Here is an 18481-nt window from a genome sequence, read left to right on the forward strand (position 1 = left end):
AAAGCGAGCGGGAGTTCGCTTTAAGCCGGCGCCATCCCATGAATGTAGGCGGCGGCACGGCCAAGCTCATGGTCGGCGCGGGCGACCAGCCCGCCGATGCCGTCCAGCCGCCGGTCCACGCAGGCCAGCTCAATGGCGTCGCTCGCTGCGGCCAGATCGCGCGCGCCCACCGTGCGGGAGGACCCCGCCAGCTTGTGGGCGGCCTGACGCACGCTGTCCCAATCCTCCGCCGCGTGGGCGGCGACCAGACGGTCGCGGCTGGCGCTGTTGGAGACGATAAACTCCTGCAGCAACTGCCCGACGAACTCCATATCCCCGTCGAACAGCGTCGCCAGCACGCCCACATCGATGGGCGGCGCGTCGGGGCCGGAATCCGGCGCCGTAACGGGTGCGGTGAGAGCCGGCACCGGCTCGGGTCCCGGCGGGGACGGCAGGTGGCGGTCCAGCAGGCGGCGCAGCTGGCCGATCTCCACCGGCTTCGACACGGCGTCGTCCATCCCCGCAGACAGGCAGCGCTGGGCCTCCCCGGCCATGGCGTTGGCGGTGACCGCGATGATGGGCAGGCGCGGGCGCCCTTTCGCCGCCTCCTCGGCGCGGATCAGGCGGGTCAGCTCGAAGCCGTCCATCTCCGGCATCTGGCAATCGGTCAGCAGCAGCGCGTAATCGCCGTCGCGCCACAGGGCCAGCGCCTGGACGCCGTCCTCCGCCATGTCCACGGTATGGCCGAGCAGGGCGAGCTGCCGCTGGATGACCTGCCGGTTGGTCGGATGGTCCTCGGCCACCAGGATGCGCGGCGGGGTTGCCGCGCCATCTTCCGCCAGGAAAGCTCCGGCCGGGCCGGGATGCCCCGCCTCGGCCTCGACCGCCGGTCCGCGGCCCGCGGCGGCCAGCACGGCGCGCACCAGATGACCGCGGCGCACCGGACGGGCCAGCCCGACCGCGTCGATCAGGGCGCCGCTCCCGCCCAGCAGCACCCGCCCGCGCGCCAGCCCCGGCGCCGCGGCGTCCAACGCCCGCACATCCGCCTCGGCGGTGGTGAGCACGACGTCGCAGGGCGTGCCGGGCGGCAGGGCCCGCATCCCCGCCGCCGCGTCCGGCGCGTCCAGCAGCACGGCACCGTCGGTGTTCAGGTAGCGGGCGAGGAACCGCCGCTCCTCCGCGTCGGCGGCCAGGAGCAGCACCGACAGCCCGGCCAGTGGCGGAGCCGCGACGCCCGCGGCGTCGCCGTCCGCGGCGAGATCGGCGGTGAAGGTGAACCAGAAGGTGGAGCCGCGGCCGGGCTCGCTCGTCACCCCGACCTCGCCGCCCATCAGCTCGGCGAGACGGCGGCAGATCGACAGCCCCAGACCGGTGCCGCCGAAGCGCCGGGTGGTCGAGGCTTCCGCCTGGGTGAAGGGGCGGAACAACTGGGCCTGCGCTTCCGGGGCGATGCCGATGCCGGTGTCGGTCACGGTGATCCGGATGGTCGCCCGCCCCTCCTCGAAGCGCGCCAGTTCGGCGCGGATGCGCACCGAGCCGGAGGGGGTGAACTTCACGGCGTTGCCGGCGATGTTGAACAGCACCTGCCGGATGCGCACCGAATCGCCCATGACCAGCGGCGGCAGGTCGGGATCGACGTAGGTGACCAGCGTCAGGTCCTTCTGCCGCGCCGCCGGGGCCCGCGTCTCGGCCACGCCCTCCACAACCGCGGACAGCGACACCGGGGCCTGCTCCAGATCCAGCCGTCCGGCCTCGATCTTCGAGAAGTCCAGGATGTCGTTGATGATGGTCAGCAGCGCCCCCGCCGAATCGCGCACGACGGAGACCAACTCCTGCTGCTCGGGAGTCAGCGGCGTGTATTCCAGCAGTTCCAGCATGCCCTGGACGCCGTTCATCGGGGTGCGGATCTCGTGGCTCATCGTCGCCAGGAACAGCGACTTGGCCTGGTTGGCCGCCTCCGCCTCCGCCCTTGCCGCCTCCGCCGCCTCGGTCGCGGCCACCAGTTCTCGGGTGCGGTCGGCCACCTGGTTTTCCAGGTTGCGGTTCAGCGCGGTCAGTTCCTCGTACAGATGCACGTTGTCGAAGCCGACCGCGACCTTGGAGCAGAAGACCTCCAGCAGCCGCCGCTCGTCCTCCGTCAGGGGGTGCCGGTGGCTGATGTGGAACACCGTGTCGTGGTGCCGCGAGGTGGAGCGGAAGACCAGCAGGCTGCGCTCCCGCTCATACCGGTTCCGCCCGTCGGCCAGCGCCTGCGTCACCGCCTCCGCCGCCTCCGCCGGCAGGGCGGCGCGCACCGGCTTGCCCTCCGCCGCCGCGTGGATGCCGCCGGCCCCCAGCACCAGCGGGTCGCGCGCGGCACCGCCGGTTTCCTCCTCCGTCCAGCGGCTGCACAAGGCGATGCCGTCGCAGGGCGGGCAGATCTCGGCGATCTTCGACACCGCCCCGCGGACGAACTCCGCCATGGTCCGCTTGTCGAGCAGGGCGGAGGAAGCGTCCAGAATGCGCTCCAGCCCCTGGCGGTGGTCCTCGATGGCGGTGATGTCCTGATAGCCGCGCAGGGCGGCGACGACCGAGGTGAACAGCTTCTGCGCCGTCAGCTCCGTCTTCGATTTGTAGTCGTTGATGTCGTAGTTCAGGATGACGTCGCGTTCCGGCGCCTGCCCCGGCTGGCCGGTGCGCAGGATGATGCGCACGCGCCGGTTGTTCAGCTCGCTGCGGATCATGCGCACCAGCCGCAGGCCGGCGTCGTCCGATTCCATGACGACGTCGAGAAGCACCACGGCGATGGCCGGGTTCTGCTCCAGCAGGCTGCGCGCCTCGGCCGCGGTGCCGGCGGACAGGAACTGCGCCGGGCGGCCTTCGAAGGTGAAGCCGCGCAGGACCATCTTGGTGGTCGCGTGGATCGCGGGATCGTCGTCGACGATCAGGATGATCCATGGATCGACGGGCTCCGGCGCCGTTTCCCTCGCCGTGTCGGCCTCGATACCCGGCTCGTCGTCGGCGAAAAGAAACTCGTCGCTCATCGAACTCCCTCCGCACCGCCGACAGCCTCCGGTCGCGGGAGGATATCACAGGGCCGCCGCGCGTGAACATGCCCCTGCGGCCCGCCACAACTCTTCATCGGCAAGGCGCCGCGGGCGATGACAACCCCAAACTGCGCCCTGCCCCGCCTGTCCCGTTAGCCGCCGTGGTCACCGCCCCCGGCATCGGCGTTGCAGAAACGGCGCAACGCATCCAGGTCGGCGACGGACACCGTCCCGCCCTGCGTGTCCACCCCAACGCCGCGCAGCTTCGCCAGGGCGCGGGAGAAGGTTTCCGGCTGCATGCCGAGGCGCCGAGCGATCAGCGCCTTGTCGAAGGGCAGCGCGAAGCTGGTGGCGCCGCCCCCCTCCGGGCAGAAGCGCAGCAGGAAGCTGCCGACGCGCTGGGCGGTCGGCTGGACCTGCAACTGCTCGATCTGCTGGACGAGATGGCGCAGCCGCACCGACAGCGACCCCAGCATGGCGAAGGCGATCTGCTCGTCCTCGCGCAGGCAGCGGGCGAAGCCCTCCGCCGTCAGGGTCATGACGCGCGAGTCGGCCACCGCCTCCGCGCAGACCGGGAACTTGCCGCTGGCGAACATGGCGGCCTCGGCGAAGGTCTCGCCGGGGGCGACGATGGTCACCACCGCCTCCGCCCCGTCGCGGGTCAGGCGGTAGAGCTTCACCCAGCCGTCCAGCAGCGCGAAGAAGCGGTCGGCGTCCTCGTCCTGAACGAACAGGGTGGTGCCGCGTGGCACCGTGCGCACCTGCGCGGTGCTGACGAGAAGTTCCAGCGACCGGTCGGGCAGGCGCCCGAACAGCGCGTTGGACCGCAACGTCGCGGCGTCCTGGGGCCGGAAGCCCGGCGGATCGTTCCTCATGCCTTCCTCACCTCTTCACCCTCTCCCACAGCCCCGGTACGGGCATCCGGTCGGCAGGACCTTCCGCCACACCGGCGATGATCGTTCCGCGCCGCCAGCAAGCCCCCGGACACGCCACGGTCCAGGACCCGCCGGGTCCAAACCGCCCGGGCACTGTCGCAGCATGCACAAGGTTTGGGCAAGATGGGGATTCGCCGCAACGATGCGGATGCCTTTGGCGCTGGCATCGGAAGCCCGGAAACGAACCGGGGCGCCTCCTTGCGGAGGCGCCCCGGCCGATCTTCAGAGAGGCTGAAGACGGTTTAGCGGTACTCGACCTTGCCGGCCTCCGGACCCTTCTGGCCCTGGCGGACGGTCACGCGCACCTGATCGCCTTCCTGGAGCGTCTGCATGCCGGAGCGACGCAGAACATTCACATGGACGAACACGTCCTTGCCACCGGTGCTCGGCGTGATGAAGCCGAAGCCCTTGTCGGCGTTGAACCACTTGACGGTGCCGTCGACCTCTTCGCCGCCGCCGGCGTCGTTGCCCCAGCCGCCGCGGTCGTAACCGCCGCCGCCGCCGCCGTAGCCGCCACGGTCATAACCGCCGCCGCCAAAGCCGCCGCCGGCGCCCGTGCGGGCCGGACGGGCCGGCGAGCGCGAGGCGGTGGACGTGTCCACGGATTGAATGGAAGCAACCTGCGGACCCTTGGGGCCGCGGGCGAGGTCGCAAACGATGGTAGCGCCTTCGTCGAGCGCGTCATAGCCAGCGGCCTGAACCGCGGAGACGTGCAGGAAGGCGTCGGGCGAACCGTCCTCGGGTGACACGAAGCCGAACCCCTTGGTGGGGTTGAACCACTTCACAGTGGCGGTGACGTTGGCCTTGGTGATCTCGGGAGCGCGGTAGCCCTGGCGGGGCGGGCGGTCGAACATGTGTCTTCAAGCTCATAGAGGATGCCGAATTATCTTTGTCACAGGGTACGAGCCATCCGTCAAGCACGCCAAAGGCCAGACGCCCTTTCCTGCGACATTCGGCCAGGGGGAAATCCGCCCGTTCGGAAGGGGTGCCGGTCCCGAAGACGTCCGGTGCTGCCCACGGCGGCCTCCGGGCGTCTTCCCCCGCCCCGGCCCTGGGAGGGGAGGAGTTTCTTTCGTCAATTGAACAGGTTAGGACATCTTCCACACGTTTCGTAAGAGGACGGGCCGCATACCGGGGCAGGCACCGCAAACGGCGCGCGCATACGTCTGTGACAAAATCCCGACATGGTTGTCCTCCGCCAAGGGTCATAGAGGCGCCAGCCATTCCCCCAGTTTCGTCCAGCGCCGCCGCCCCGGCGTTCCACGCACCGCCATGGCGAGCGCGCGGCGCTGGCCGAGCATGACCACCAGGCGCTTGCCTCGCGTCACGCCGGTATAAATCAGGTTGCGGTGGAGCATCGTGTAATGCTGGGTCACCACCGGAATGACGACCACCGGGTATTCGGAGCCTTGGCTCTTGTGAATCGTCGTCGCATAGGCCAGGACGACCTCGTCCAATTCTCCGAAGTCATAGGTCACCGGGCGGCCGTCGAAGGTGGCGGTCAGCACACCTTCTTCGGCGTCGACGGCGGATACGATGCCGAGGTCGCCGTTGTAGACCTCCTTGTCATAGTTGTTCTCGACCTGCATGACCTTGTCGCCGGGACCGAAGGTCCAGCCGAATCGCTCGACTCGGGACTCGCCCGGCGGGTTCAGCACCCTCTGCAATTCGATGTTCAGCGAGCGCGCGCCCAGGCCCCCGCGGTTCATCGGACAGAGGATCTGCACGTCGCGCACCGGGTCGGCGCCGAATCGGCGGGGAATGCGGTCGCGCACCATCTCGATCAGCTTCGCCACACCGGCCTCCGGAGTCGCCGCCTCGACGAAGTAGAAGTCGCTGTCCTCCCCTGTCTTCGGTATCTCCGGCATCTGGCCGGCGTTGATGCGGTGGGCGTTGACGATGATGCGGCTGGTCGCCGCCTGCCGGAAGATCTCGGTCAGCCGGACCACCGGCACCGCGCCGGAGCCGATCACGTCGCCCAGCACCTGCCCCGGCCCGACCGAGGGCAGCTGGTCCACGTCGCCGACCAGCAGCAGCGCCGCCCGCCCCGGGACGGCGCGCAGCAGCGCGTTCATCAGCGGCACGTCGACCATGCTGGTCTCGTCCACCACCAGCAGGTCGCAGTCCAGCGGGTTGGTCTCGTCGCGCTTGAAGCCGCCGGCCTGCGGATCGGTCTCCAGCAGGCGGTGGATGGTCCGCGCCTCCAGGCCGGTGCTCTCGCTCAGCCGCTTGGCGGCACGGCCGGTGGGGGCGGCCAGCGCGATCGACACGCCCTTGGCCTTCAGCATGGTCAGGATGCTGTTCACCAGCGTCGTCTTGCCGACCCCCGGGCCGCCGGTGATGACCAGCAGCTTCGACGTCGCCGCTTGGCGCAGCGCCTCCCGCTGACCTTCGGCCAGCGTGATCCCGGCTTTCGCCTCGACCCAGGGAATAGCCTTCTCCGCGTCGATCTCCGGCCAGGGCACGGGACCGCCAGCCAGCCGACGCAGCCGCTCGGCAATGGCCTGCTCCGCCCGGTAGAGGCTGGCCAGGAACAGGCAGGGCTCCCCGCCCAGGCTGTCGGCGACCACCGCGCCGTCCTGCCGCTCCAGTTCCGCCGCGGTCTCCAGGATGGAGGCGTCAATCTCCAGCAGCTTCACGGCCAGCGGGATCAGCTCGGCCACCGGCACGCCGCAATGGCCCTGGTCGGTCGCCTCGGCCAGGGCATAGCCGATGCCGGCCCGCGCCCGGATCATCGCGGTCTTCTCGATGCCCAGCCTTGCGGCCACCGCGTCCGCCGTCTTGAAGCCGATGCCGCGGATGTCGCGGGCCAGCCGGTAGGGGTTCTCGGTGATCAGCCGGATGGCGTCCGGCCCGTAGGTCTTGAAGATGCGCACCGCCCGCGAGGTGCCGACCCCGTGGCTGTGCAGGAAGATCATGATCTCGCGGATCACCTTTTGGTCGGCCCAGCCGGCGATGATGCGCTGCGCCCGCTTCGGCCCGATGCCGGTGACCTGCCGCAGCCGGTCCGGCTCCTGCTCGATCACGTCGAACACCGCCTCGCCGAAGGCCTTGACCATCTTCTTGGCGTAGACCGGCCCGATGCCGCGGATCAGGCCGGAGCCGAGATACTTCTCGATGCCCTCCACCGTGGTCGGCGGGGTGGCGCGCAGGAAGTCGGCCTTGAACTGGAGTCCGTGGTTGCGGTCGTTCACCCAGACGCCGCTGGCCTGCACGAACTCCCCCGCGCCGATGGTGGCGGCGTGGCCGACCAGCGTGACGAGGTCGCGCTGCCCGCGCACCTTCAGCCGCAGCACGCAGAATCCCGTCTCCGGGCTGTGGAAGGTCACCCGCTCCACCAGCCCCGACAGCGGCTCCCGCGCGGGCGTGCCCGCCGCCGGGGGTGCATGGCCGGATATGCTCATGCCACCCAACATAGGTGCTGGCAGGCCTTTGGGGGAGTTCCCCGCGCAACCGCCGCAGCGCGGCAATTCGGGGGAAGACCGCGACGCCGCGAATGTGTACCTTGTCGCGCGAACCCCGCGCCGGACACCGGACCGAACGGACCGTGCCGGAGCGGGCTTGCGGTGAAAAAACGTCAGCCAAAGAACGACAAACCGAAAAACCGCGGTGTCTACGACTTCGGAAGGAAAGAGCAGCAATGGTGACGGAACGCATTCAGGTTGGCGGCTTGCAAGTTGCCACGGAGCTTCACCGCTTCATCGAGAACGAAGCCCTGCCGGGCACCGGCGTGACGCCGGAGCAATTCTGGTCGGGCCTTGACGCGATCCTCCACGATCTGGCCCCGCGCAACCGCGCGCTGCTGGCCAAGCGGGACGCGCTGCAGGCCCAGATCGACGAGTGGTACCGCAGCCGCCGCGGCCAGCCGCTGGACCGCGCCGCCCACACCGAATTCCTCAAGGAGATCGGCTATCTCCTGCCGGAAGGCCCGGACTTCGCCGTGACGACCGAGAACGTCGACCCGGAGATCTCCACGACCGCCGGCCCGCAGCTCGTCGTGCCGGTGATGAACGCCCGCTACGCGCTGAACGCCGCCAACGCCCGCTGGGGCAGCCTGTACGACGCGCTCTACGGCACCGACGCCATCCCCGACACGGACGGGGCGGAGCGCACCGCCGGCTACAACCCGAAGCGCGGCGAGAAGGTCATCGCCTTCGCCCGCGACGTGCTCGACCGCGCCGCGCCGCTGTCCGACGGGTCGCACGCCGACGCCGCCGGCTACACGGTGGACAACGGCCGCCTCGTCGTCGCGCTGAAGGACGGCCGCAGCACGGGTCTGGCCGAGCCGGAGCGTCTGGTCGGCTACAACGGCGCGCCGTCGGCCCCGACCGCCATCCTGCTGGCCGACAACGGCCTGCACATGGAAATCCGCATCGACCGCAGCCACCCCATCGGCAAGACCGACGCGGCGGGCGTCGCCGACCTCGTGCTCGAATCCGCCCTGACCACCATCCAGGACTGCGAGGATTCCGTCGCCGCCGTGGATGCCGAGGACAAGGTGCTGGCCTACCGCAACTGGCTGGGCCTGATGACCGGCAGCCTGACCGCCAGCTTCCCCAAGGGCAGCGGCACGGTGGAGCGCCGGCTGAACCCCGACCGCAGCTACACCAGCCGCAACGGCGAGACGATCACCCTGCCGGGCCGCAGCCTGATGCTGATCCGCAACGTCGGTCATCTGATGACCAACAGCGCGGTCCTGCTGAAGGACGGCAGCGAGGCGCCGGAAGGCATCCTCGACGGCATGATCACCTCGCTGATCGCGCTGCACGACGTGAAGGGCGCCCGCCTCAACAGCCGCGCCGGCTCCGTCTACATCGTGAAGCCGAAGATGCACGGGCCGGAGGAGGTCGCCTTCGCGGACGAGCTGTTCGCCCGCGTCGAGGACGCGCTGGGCATCGCGCGCAACACGCTGAAGATGGGCATCATGGACGAGGAGCGCCGCACCACGGTGAACCTCAAGGAGTGCATCCGGGCCGCGGCGGCGCGCGTGGTGTTCATCAACACCGGCTTCCTCGACCGCACCGGCGACGAGATGCACACCGCCATGGAAGCCGGCCCGATGATCCGCAAGAACGACATGAAGTCGTCCGCCTGGATCAAGGCCTATGAAGACTGGAACGTGGACACCGGCCTGCTCTGCGGGCTGAAGGGCCACGCCCAGATCGGCAAGGGCATGTGGGCGATGCCCGACCGCATGGCCGACATGCTGGCCGCCAAGATCGTCCACCCGCAGGCCGGCGCCAACACCGCCTGGGTGCCCTCGCCCACCGCGGCCACGCTGCACGCCCTGCATTACCATCAGGTCAACGTCGCCGCCCGCCAGGAGGAGCTGGCCCGCCGCGAGCGCGCCAGCCTGGACGCCATCCTGACCATCCCGCTGGCCGACCGCCCCAACTGGTCGGAGGAGGAGATCCAGCAGGAGCTGGACAACAACGCCCAGGGCATCCTCGGCTATGTCGTGCGCTGGATCGACCAGGGCGTCGGCTGCTCCAAGGTGCCGGACATCAACAATGTCGGGCTGATGGAAGACCGCGCCACCCTGCGCATCTCCAGCCAGCACATCGCCAACTGGCTGCTCCACGGCATCACCACCGAGGCGCAGGTCATGGAGACGATGAAGCGCATGGCCGCCGTGGTGGACAAGCAGAACGCCGGCGATCCGCTCTACCGCCCGATGGCCGCCGACTTCGACGGCAGCGTCGCCTTCCAGGCCGCCTGCGACCTCGTCTTCAAGGGCCGCGAGCAGCCGAACGGCTACACCGAGCCGGTGCTGCACCGCCGCCGCATCGAAGCCAAGGCGAAAGCCGCCGGCTGAGTCGACGCGCCACCCGGCACGCATCACAGGCCCTTCCCCGTTCGCGGGGAAGGGCCTTTTTCTTTGCGCGCCAGCAACGAAATGGCCGGGAGCGAGACATGAAATGAGGCATCAGCGACGGGAAATACCGATCATTGAATAGCAAATAAAAAAAGTGACGACTCCAAACAAGATTTTTCCGAACGAACATCATCCGCCGAGCGTCCAATTGCCGAGAACCAACACCTCATGCCGAGATGATCGCCAACATCCGTTACGATGTGGCGCAGGTTCAGCAATGGTTGACGGACGTGTCGGCGACCCGCGGGCTGGACGATCTGGATGACGGGCCCGCCAAGGCCGAGGAGTTCGCGAAGGCCTTCGCCCAGCATGCCGAGAACGCTCACGCCATCGCCCGGGAACTGGAGCTGACGGACATGGTGCGGAGCATCGCCGCCACCCGCGACGCCTTTCCACCCTTCTACGAGCTGGGCCGGCGCATGTCCCAGACCTACGTCGAGGGCGGCCCGTCGGCGGGGAACGCCATGATGGGACAGTTCGACGCGGTCGCCGAGAGCATGGACAAGGAGATGGAGCGGCTCCTCTCCACCATGGAGCAGGTCCGCGAGGAGCGTCTGGGAGGCCTCGATGCCGCGGTGACCGACATCGAGGCCGCCACCGCCACGCTGGAAACCGTGCTGATCGCCGCCACCGCGGTGGCGCTGTTCCTGATCGTCGCCTCCATCCTCTTCCTGCGCCGGGCGGTGATCGGCCCGATCGACCGGATGCGGCTGACCATGGCCGGCATGGCCGCCGGCAACCTGAGGGCGGAGGTTGGATTCGACGGGCGCCGCGACGAGATCGGACAGATGGCCGATGCCGTGCGCGTCTTCCGCGAAGCCGGCCTGGAGAACGAGCGTCTGCGCGCCGAACAGGAGCGCGCCCGCGAGGCCGGCGAGGAGGAGCGGCGCCAGGCGCTGGCCGCCATGGCCGACACGGTGGAGCGCGAGACCCGCGCCGCCGTTGAGCAAGTCGCCCGGCACGCCGGGCAGATGGCCAGCAACGCCGAGGCGATGGCCGCCTCCGCCGGGATGGTCAGCGACAACTCCCAGACCGTCTCCGCCGCGGCAAGCCAGGCGCTGGCCAACGCCCAGACGGTCGCCGCGGCCGCCAACGAACTGTCGGCCTCCATCCAGGAAATCGGCCGGCAGGTGGCCGCGTCGGTGTCGGTGACGGGGAACGCGGTGGACAAGGCCGGCTCCGCCAGCGCGATCATCGGGCATCTGTCGACGGCGGTGGAGCGGATCGGCGCCGTCGCCCGGCTGATCGGCGACATCGCCAGCCAGACCAACCTGCTGGCGCTGAACGCCACCATCGAGGCGGCGCGCGCCGGCGAGGCCGGCAAGGGCTTCGCCGTGGTGGCGCAGGAGGTCAAGAACCTGGCCAGCCAGACCGCCCGCTCCACCGAGGAGATCGCCGCGCTGATCACCGACGTCCAGTCGGTCACCAAGCAGGCCGTGGACCGGGTGAGCGAGGTCGCCGCGAGCATCGACCAAGTGTCCGACATCTCCTCCTCCATCGCCGCGGCGGTCGAGGAGCAGGACGCCGCCACCCGGGAGATCGCCCGCACCGTCAACGAGACCAGCCACGCCGCCCAGGAGGTGTCCAGCCGGATCGCGCTGGTGTCGGAGGAGGCCAACCAGACCGGTGAGCGAGCCGGCGGCATGCGCGCCGTCGCCGGCGACGTGGCGCGGAGCATCGACGACCTGCAAAGCGTCCTGGTGCGGGTGGTGCGCACCGCAACCAGCGACGTCGACCGCCGCCATAAGCCGCGCCTGCGGGTCAACCTGCCCTGCACCATTGACTGCGCCGGTGTCGGCACGGGCAAAGCGGCGCGGATCGCCAACCTGTCGTCCGGCGGCGCGATGATCCTGGACAGGCCCATCATGACGGTGGGCACCACCGGCACCCTGCGGGCTCACGGCCTGTCCCGCCCCGTGCCCTTCACGGTGAAGTCCTGCGAGCCGGGACAGCTGCACGTGAAGTTCAGCCTTCCGGAGGCCGACCAGCCGGCGCTGGAGCGTGATCTGGCGACTCTGGCGCGCGGGCTGGCACCGGACCGCAGCGCGGCGTGACGCGCAAGGCCCCTGCCCAGGAGGGCGGGGGCCGGTCGTCCGGTGGAACGGCAAGGCCCGGATATGGCGAAGGCCGGAAACCCGTTAGGGTTCCGGCCTTCGAGGATGGTGGGCGCGACAGGGATTGAACCTGTGACCCCTACGATGTCAACGTAGTGCTCTCCCGCTGAGCTACGCGCCCATCCGTGTCGCCGGTCGGTTCGGGGTTCGGCATCCGTCTTGCGTCCCGTCCGGCGTGGGCGTGGGGTGTACCATCATCCCGGAGGTCTGGCAAGCCTGGATTTCACTTTTTTGCGACCCGACGACGAACGCCGCCTTTTTTCCCGCCGACGGGACGGCAGGCGCCTCACATCTGTTGGGGCGTGAGCGGGACGGTGCGTGACAGAGCCGTCCAGGTCCACTACATCACAGTGCCATGGATGCTTCCGTCGACGCCGCCACACCGGAGCCGGCCTTCGAACTTCTGGCCCCGGACGAACAGACCAAGCCGCTGGTGCTGGCCTCGCCGCACAGCGGCAACCGCTATCCGGCCGAGTTCCTGGCGGCGGCGCGGCTCGACCCGCGCGCGTTGCGCAAATCGGAAGACTGCTTCGTCGACGAGATATTCGCGGGCGCCCCAACGCTGGGCATACCGCTGATCCGCGCGCTGTTCCCCCGCGCCTTCCTGGACGTCAACCGCGAAGCCTACGAGTTGGACCCGGAGATGTTCGCCGACCCCCTGCCGCCCTATGTGAACACACGTTCGCCGCGCGTGGCCGCGGGGCTGGGCACCATCGCGCGGGTGGTCGCCAACGGCGAGGACATCTACCGCGGCAAGCTGCGCTTCTCCGAAGCGGTGCGGCGGGTGGAGCAGTGCTACACCCCCTACCACAACGCACTGCGCCGCCTCGTTGAAGACACGCGCGCCCGCTTCGGCCACGCGGTGCTGATCGACTGCCATTCCATGCCCTCCCCCGGGCTGGGCGATCGCGACAACCGGCGCAGCGACATCGTGCTGGGGGACTGTTTCGGCAATTCCTGCGCCCCCGCGGTCACCGAGACGGCGGAGCGCTTCCTGCGCGGCCTTGGCTACACGGTCAGCCGCAACGCGCCCTACGCCGGCGGCTACACCACACGCCATTACGGACGCCCGCGCCAGGGGATCCATGTGCTTCAGATCGAAATCAGCCGCGATCTCTACATGGACGAGGCCACGCTGTCGCGCCTGCCCTTCCTGACCGTCCTGACCCGGCACATGCATGAGATGGTGGACAACATCGCCCACCTGCCGCCCGCCCCCCTTGCCCCGCGTTGAACGACCCGTCGCGCCGGGCCGCGCACAAAAAAAGGCCGGGGCAAAGGCCCCGGCCCGAGTCTAGGGAGGAAACGCCCAAGAAGTGCGTTACGGCACCGCCCGCATCGCAGACGCGATCGATGCCGCACTGCACAATATGATGAAACCCCGCCCGGGGATCAAGAGGGAAAATGTTTTTTCATGTCATTCAATGGCTTAACCAAAGTTAAGACAAAGCTGCAGCGCGGCGCAAACAGCCGCTCATGCTGCATTGCACACAGAATCCCGGCCCTGCTCCCGCACAATCTGGGGCTGGCGGCGCGCCCGCCAACCCACCCCGGTCCTTCGGCATAACCCATTCGACCGATAGGGAACCAACCCCCGACACGGTCGTTTTGTCCCTGCGCGTCCCGGGGTCTGCCCCGCCACACGCGATTCGGCCGCCTTTTCAAGCGGCCGTCCGGCACCGGAGAACCACCCACGTGAGCAGACTGGTCGTCGTATCCAACCGCGTCGCCCCCATCGACGAAGGCAAACAGGCCGCCGGGGGCCTCGCCGTGGCCGTGCTGGCCGCGCTGAAGAAGACCGGAGGCATCTGGTTCGGCTGGAGCGGCACGGTGGTCGAGGAGGAGTCGCAGAGCGAACCCCGGCGCACCGACGTCGGGCGCCTGACCTACGCGACGCTGGACCTCAGCCGCCGCGACTTCGAGGAATATTACAACGGCTTCGCCAACCAGACCCTGTGGCCGCTGTTCCACTACCGCGTCGGCCTGATCGAGGTCAGCCGCCGCACGCGCGAAGGCTACAAGCGGGTCAACGGCTACTTCGCGGAGAAACTCGTCCCGCTGCTGCGGCCCGACGACATGGTGTGGGTCCACGACTATCACCTGATCCCCTTCGGCGAGGAACTGCGCCAGCGCGGCTGCACCCAGCGCATGGGCTTCTTCCTGCATACGCCTTTCCCGGCGCCGGAGATCCTGGTGGCCTTACCCAACCACCGGGAGCTGATCCGGGAGCTGTGCGCCTACGACCTCGTCGGCTTCCACACCCAGGTCGACCTGCGCAGCTTCGCCGACTACATCCGGCAGGAGCTGAACGGCGAGGTGGAGGATCGCGGCCCCGAGGGCGGCATGCTGATCCATGCTTTCGGGCGCACGCTGCTGGCCCGCGCCTTCCCCATCAGCATCGACACCGAAAATCTGGTGGGCATCGCCGAGACCGCCGTGCGCTCCCGCCACACCGAGCGGCTGAAGGAGAGCCTTGTCGGGCGGCGGCTGATCATCGGGGTGGACCGGCTGGACTATTCGAAGGGCCTGCCACAGCGCTTCCAGGCCTTCGAACAGCTTCTGGCGGCCTATCCGGAGCATTGCAACCGCGTTTCCTTCCTCCAGGTGGCGCCGCCGAGCCGGGAGGACGTGCCCGAGTACATCGCCATCAAGCGCGAGTTGTCGGAACTGTCCGGGCGCATCAACGGGCGCTTCGCCGAATTCGACTGGGTGCCGATCCGCTACCTGAACAAGAGCTTCGGACGGCGCGTGCTGGCCGGCTTCTACCGCACCGCCCATGTCGGGCTGGTCACCCCGCTGCGCGACGGCATGAATCTCGTCGCCAAGGAGTATGTCGCCTGCCAGGACGCCGACGACCCCGGCGTTCTGGTGCTGTCCACCTTCGCCGGGGCCGCGCGGGAACTCGATTCGGCGCTGATCGTCAATCCCTTCGACATCGAGGCGGTGGCCGACGCCCTCCAGCGCGCCCTGACCATGTCGCTGCCCGAGCGCAAGGAGCGCCACGCCGCGATGATGCGCACCCTGCGCAGCCACGACATCGGCTGGTGGCGGGAAAGCTACGTCGATGCCTTGACGCGCGCACCGTACGGGTGAAACTGATTGCATGACCGCAGACCACACCACCAATGACCGCGCCACCGTTTCCGGCCCCGTCACCCTGGTCGCCGACATCGGCGCCACCAACGCCCGCTTCGGCCTGATCGACGGCACGGGCATCCACGGGTCGCGCGTGCTGCGCTGCGCCGACTTCCCGTCGCTGGAGGCGGCGGCGCTCGCCTATCTGGGCGGCGTGGCCCATGACGCCCGGCCCAGCCGCGGCGCCTTCGCGATCGCCGGCCCGGTGACCGGCGACGCGGTGCTGATGACCAACCGCGGCTGGTCCTTCTCCACGGCCGAGGTGCGCGGCAAGCTGGGGCTGGAGCGGCTGGCCGTCATCAACGACTTCACCGCCGTCGCCCTGTCGGTGCCCCGCCTCACCGCCGCCGACGTCCGTCAGGTGGGCGAGGGAGCGCCGGTGCCGGGCCGCGTCGTCGGCGTGGTCGGGCCGGGCAGCGGGCTGGGCGTGTCGGGGCTGGTGCCCGGCGCCGAGGGCTGGACCGCGCTGGCCGCGGAGGGTGGCCACGTCACCATGGCGCCGGTCAGCGACCGCGAGAGCGCCGTCCTGGCCCAGCTCCGCAAGAGCTTCGAGCATGTGTCGGCGGAGCGGGTGCTGTCCGGGCCGGGGCTGGTTAACCTCTATCAGGCGCTGTGCGTCCTCGACCACCAGGAGCCGGAACCCTTCACCCCGGCCCAGGTGTCGGATGCGGCGACCGCCAACACCAATCCCCATTGCGTGGAGGCGGTGGAGATGTTCTGCGCGATGCTCGGCACCGTGGCGGGCAACCTCGCTTTGACGCTGGGTGCGCGCGGCGGCATCTACATCGCGGGCGGCATCGTGCCGAAACTGGGCACCCTGTTCACCCACTCCCGCTTCCGCAAGCGTTTCATGGAGAAGGGCCGGATGCGCGATTTCCTGGCCCCCATCCCGACCTACGTCATCACCCACGAGCTTCCCGCCTTCCTCGGTCTGGCCGAGGCCGCGGAGCGGGCGTAACGGCGCTTACGCCGTCAACCGCGAGACGGCCAGTTTCAGGTCGGCCAGGAAGGTCGGCTGTTCGGCGAGTTGGCCGCGCAGGATGTAGCTGGGGTGGAAGGTCGCCACCACCTCGGCCCCCGGCACGAGGCGGCAGGGCTGGACCGTGCCGCGCAACTGCATGATCCCGTTCAGCCCGGTCAACGCCCACAGCGGCGTGCGGCCCAGCGCGACGATGACGCGGGGGGCGAAGCCCTCCAGAGTCCGCTGCAGATGCTCGATCTCGCCGGAAAACTCCGCCAGCACCCAGTCGGAGGTGCCGAACGGCCCCCAGCGCTCGTCGAGCGCCCGCCCTTCCTTCCTGGCGCGGGTGCGCGAGGCGAAGAAATGCCCGACCTTGTTGCCCGGCGGCTGGTAACGGAAGACGTTGGCGACGAGGCATTCCGCCCGCTCCACCCCCGCCGCCTTCAGCGTCTCGTCGAGGAGCTGCCCGCTGCGCCCGACGAAGGGAGCGCCCCGCCGGGCCTCCTCCGCCCCCGGCGCCTCTCCGACGATGGCGAGGCGCGGCCCGGCGGCGGTCTTCGTGGGCTGCTGGTAATCGGCGAAGGGCAGGTCCGTCATGCGCGCGTCCATGGCTGGTTGTGAGGCTTGCCGCCGCGAGGCTTCGGCCCCAGCATTGTTCGAAACGAGGGTTCGAAACCAACAACACAGGAGGACGCGATATGGCGACACACCAAGAGCTGGCTGGAAAGACCTGTGAACCCTGCCGCGGTGGCATCCCGCCGATGGACCGCGCCATGGCCGAGAACTATCTGGTGCAGGTCCCCGGCTGGTCGATCAGGCCGGACCCCGACCGGCTGGAGCGCGATTACCGATTCTCCAACTTCCGCGAGGCGCAGCATTTCGCCATGCGCGTCGGCGATCTGTGCGAGGCGGAAGGCCACCACGCCGAGATCCTCTACGGCTGGGGCCATTGCACCGTCACCTTCTGGACGCACAAGATCAGGGGCCTGCACGAGAACGACTTCATCATGGCCGCCAAGGTCGAGGGGCTGATGGACGAGCCCTACGCCCCGGTGTCGGAGTCCATGGGCGACGTCTCCCCCACCGCGCGCCGCGGCTGATTTCTTCCGTTCCCCTCAACTTTTTCCCCTGTCCCCTCCGGGGAGAGGGTTAGGGTTGAGGGGATTGCGCGTGGCGGTACGTCCGGCACAAGCGCATACCCTTCACCCGGCCCTCCGGGCCACCCTCTCCCCAGAGGGGCGAGGGAAAATCAGCCCGAAGGACGAACCATGCCCACCGCCCTGCCCGCCATCATCCAATGGGGCCTGTCCAGCTACAGCGGATGGGGCGTCAACGGGCTGCAGCTGGCGCTGAGCTGGACGCGCAGCGGTCGGCTGGTGCCGGTCTGCTCGCTGCCGCTGCGGCTGGAGGACATCGCGCTGTCTCCGCTGGAATGGCGGCGCATGAGCGGCTTCGTCCGCGAGTCCGAAGCGCTGTGCCGGCAGATCGCGCCTCATGCGGGGCAGGAGATCGGGGTGTCGGTGCCGGTGCTGCGCGGGCTCGGCAACAACCTCGTCGGCAGCCGGTCGGTGGAGGGGGTGACGGTGAAGGGCCAGCCCACCGTCGGCGTCTGCTATCTGGAGGACAGCGGCATCAATGCGGAAGGCTTGGCGCGGGCGGAGCAATGCGCGGCCATCGTCGCCGGGTCCAGCTTCGTCGAGCGGGTGCTGACCGGCGCCGGGATCGGGCGGGTGCAGACGGTGCTGCAGGGCGTCGATCCCACCCACTTCCACCCGGCGCCCAAGGTCGGCTGGTTCAAGGACCGCTTCGTCGTCTTCTCCGGCGGCAAGCCGGAGTTCCGCAAGGGGCAGGACCTCGCCCTGCTCGGCTTCCGCGCCTTCGCCGAGCGCCATCCCGAGGCGCTGCTGCTGACCGCTTGGCACAACCCCTGGCCGGAAAGCGCCCGCTCGCTGGAGGCCAACCCCGCCGTGGCTCCGGTGCCCTTCCATGACAACGGGCAGTTCGACGGCGCGGGCTGGGCGGTCGCCAACGGCGTGCCGCCCGATCAGGTGATGGACCTCGGGCCCGTCCCCAACGCCGACATGGCCCGCATCCTGCGCGAGGTCGACGTCGGCCTGTTCCCCAACCGCGGCGAGGGCGGGACCAACCTCGTCGCCATGGAATGCATGGCCTGCGGCGTGCCCGCCATCCTGTCGGCCAACACCGGGCATCTCGACCTGATCGGGGCGGACCGCTGCGTCCCGCTGACCCGGCAGGGCACCGTCCAGGCCTCCTTCGGCACGGAGGGCTGGGGCGAGAGCGACGTGGAGGAGATCGTCGCGGCGCTGGAAGGCCTGTGGGCCGACCGCGCCCACGCCGCGACCATCGGGCGGACGGGCGCCGCCTTCCTGGCCGGGTTGACCTGGGACCGTTACGCGGACGGGGTGGCGGAGGTCGTGGAGTCGGTGCTGTAGCGC

At 69.5% G+C, this 18481-nt stretch carries 12 protein-coding genes and 1 tRNA gene; 7 read left to right on the forward strand and 6 right to left on the reverse strand.

The window, feature by feature from the left end:
• Positions 1–20: 20 nt before the first annotated feature.
• From Sp245p_RS11765 to recD2, 4 genes are all read right to left on the reverse strand, one after another.
• Positions 21–3002: a DUF3369 domain-containing protein gene (locus tag Sp245p_RS11765; protein ID WP_109138521.1), complete on the reverse strand. Its 2982-nt coding sequence runs from the start codon at positions 3000–3002 to the stop codon at positions 21–23.
• Positions 3003–3157: 155 nt separating this feature from the next.
• Positions 3158–3880 (reverse strand): Crp/Fnr family transcriptional regulator, encoded by a 723-nt coding sequence (locus Sp245p_RS11770; RefSeq protein WP_014239759.1) that lies wholly within the window; start codon positions 3878–3880, stop codon positions 3158–3160.
• Between the two features lie 302 nt (positions 3881–4182).
• Positions 4183–4794, reverse strand: coding sequence for a cold-shock protein (locus Sp245p_RS36255; protein ID WP_014239758.1), 612 nt, complete (start codon positions 4792–4794; stop codon positions 4183–4185).
• Between the two features lie 351 nt (positions 4795–5145).
• Positions 5146–7344, reverse strand: coding sequence for an SF1B family DNA helicase RecD2 (gene recD2 / locus Sp245p_RS11780; RefSeq protein WP_420867235.1), 2199 nt, complete (start codon positions 7342–7344; stop codon positions 5146–5148).
• A gap of 239 nt (positions 7345–7583) precedes the next feature.
• Between recD2 and Sp245p_RS11785 the strand changes: the two genes are divergently transcribed.
• Together Sp245p_RS11785 and Sp245p_RS11790 are read left to right on the forward strand one after the other, a co-directional pair.
• A complete protein-coding gene (locus Sp245p_RS11785) occupies positions 7584–9755 on the forward strand; it encodes a malate synthase G (protein ID WP_109138624.1) in 2172 nt (723 codons plus the stop codon).
• 236 nt (positions 9756–9991) lie between these two features.
• Positions 9992–11869 carry a methyl-accepting chemotaxis protein gene (locus Sp245p_RS11790; protein WP_014239755.1) on the forward strand — a complete coding sequence of 626 codons (1878 nt, stop codon included), beginning with the start codon at positions 9992–9994 and terminating at the stop codon, positions 11867–11869.
• A gap of 106 nt (positions 11870–11975) precedes the next feature.
• On the opposite strand, the gene Sp245p_RS11795 is transcribed toward Sp245p_RS11790, so the two are convergent.
• Positions 11976–12050, reverse strand: a tRNA-Val gene (locus Sp245p_RS11795).
• A 234-nt stretch (positions 12051–12284) separates the two neighbouring features.
• On the opposite strand from Sp245p_RS11795, the gene Sp245p_RS11800 reads away from it, so the two are divergent.
• The 3 genes from Sp245p_RS11800 (at position 12285) to glk (ending at position 16022) form a co-directional block, all read left to right on the forward strand.
• The gene (locus Sp245p_RS11800; protein WP_014239754.1) at positions 12285–13163 is read left to right on the forward strand and encodes an N-formylglutamate amidohydrolase; all 879 of its coding nucleotides are present in this window, start codon (positions 12285–12287) and stop codon (positions 13161–13163) included.
• Positions 13164–13624: 461 nt separating this feature from the next.
• The gene (gene otsA / locus Sp245p_RS11805; protein ID WP_014239753.1) at positions 13625–15022 is read left to right on the forward strand and encodes an alpha,alpha-trehalose-phosphate synthase (UDP-forming); all 1398 of its coding nucleotides are present in this window, start codon (positions 13625–13627) and stop codon (positions 15020–15022) included.
• A gap of 10 nt (positions 15023–15032) precedes the next feature.
• On the forward strand, positions 15033–16022 hold the full coding sequence (glk, locus tag Sp245p_RS11810; protein WP_014239752.1) for a glucokinase: 990 nt from the start codon (positions 15033–15035) through the stop codon (positions 16020–16022).
• Between the two features lie 6 nt (positions 16023–16028).
• Here glk and Sp245p_RS11815 read toward each other — a convergent pair whose 3' ends face one another.
• Complete coding sequence (locus tag Sp245p_RS11815) at positions 16029–16622, reverse strand: uracil-DNA glycosylase (protein ID WP_244439363.1); 594 nt, start codon at positions 16620–16622, stop codon at positions 16029–16031.
• A 101-nt stretch (positions 16623–16723) separates the two neighbouring features.
• On the opposite strand from Sp245p_RS11815, the gene Sp245p_RS11820 reads away from it, so the two are divergent.
• Together Sp245p_RS11820 and Sp245p_RS11825 are read left to right on the forward strand one after the other, a co-directional pair.
• Entirely contained in the window at positions 16724–17125 is a 402-nt protein-coding gene (locus Sp245p_RS11820; protein WP_063958361.1) for a 4a-hydroxytetrahydrobiopterin dehydratase, read from the forward strand.
• 168 nt (positions 17126–17293) lie between these two features.
• Positions 17294–18478 carry a glycosyltransferase family 4 protein gene (locus Sp245p_RS11825; protein WP_014239749.1) on the forward strand — a complete coding sequence of 395 codons (1185 nt, stop codon included), beginning with the start codon at positions 17294–17296 and terminating at the stop codon, positions 18476–18478.
• The last annotated feature ends 3 nt before the right edge of the window (positions 18479–18481 follow it).

It is taken from the genome of Azospirillum baldaniorum, assembly GCF_003119195.2.
Classification (GTDB): domain Bacteria; phylum Pseudomonadota; class Alphaproteobacteria; order Azospirillales; family Azospirillaceae; genus Azospirillum; species Azospirillum baldaniorum.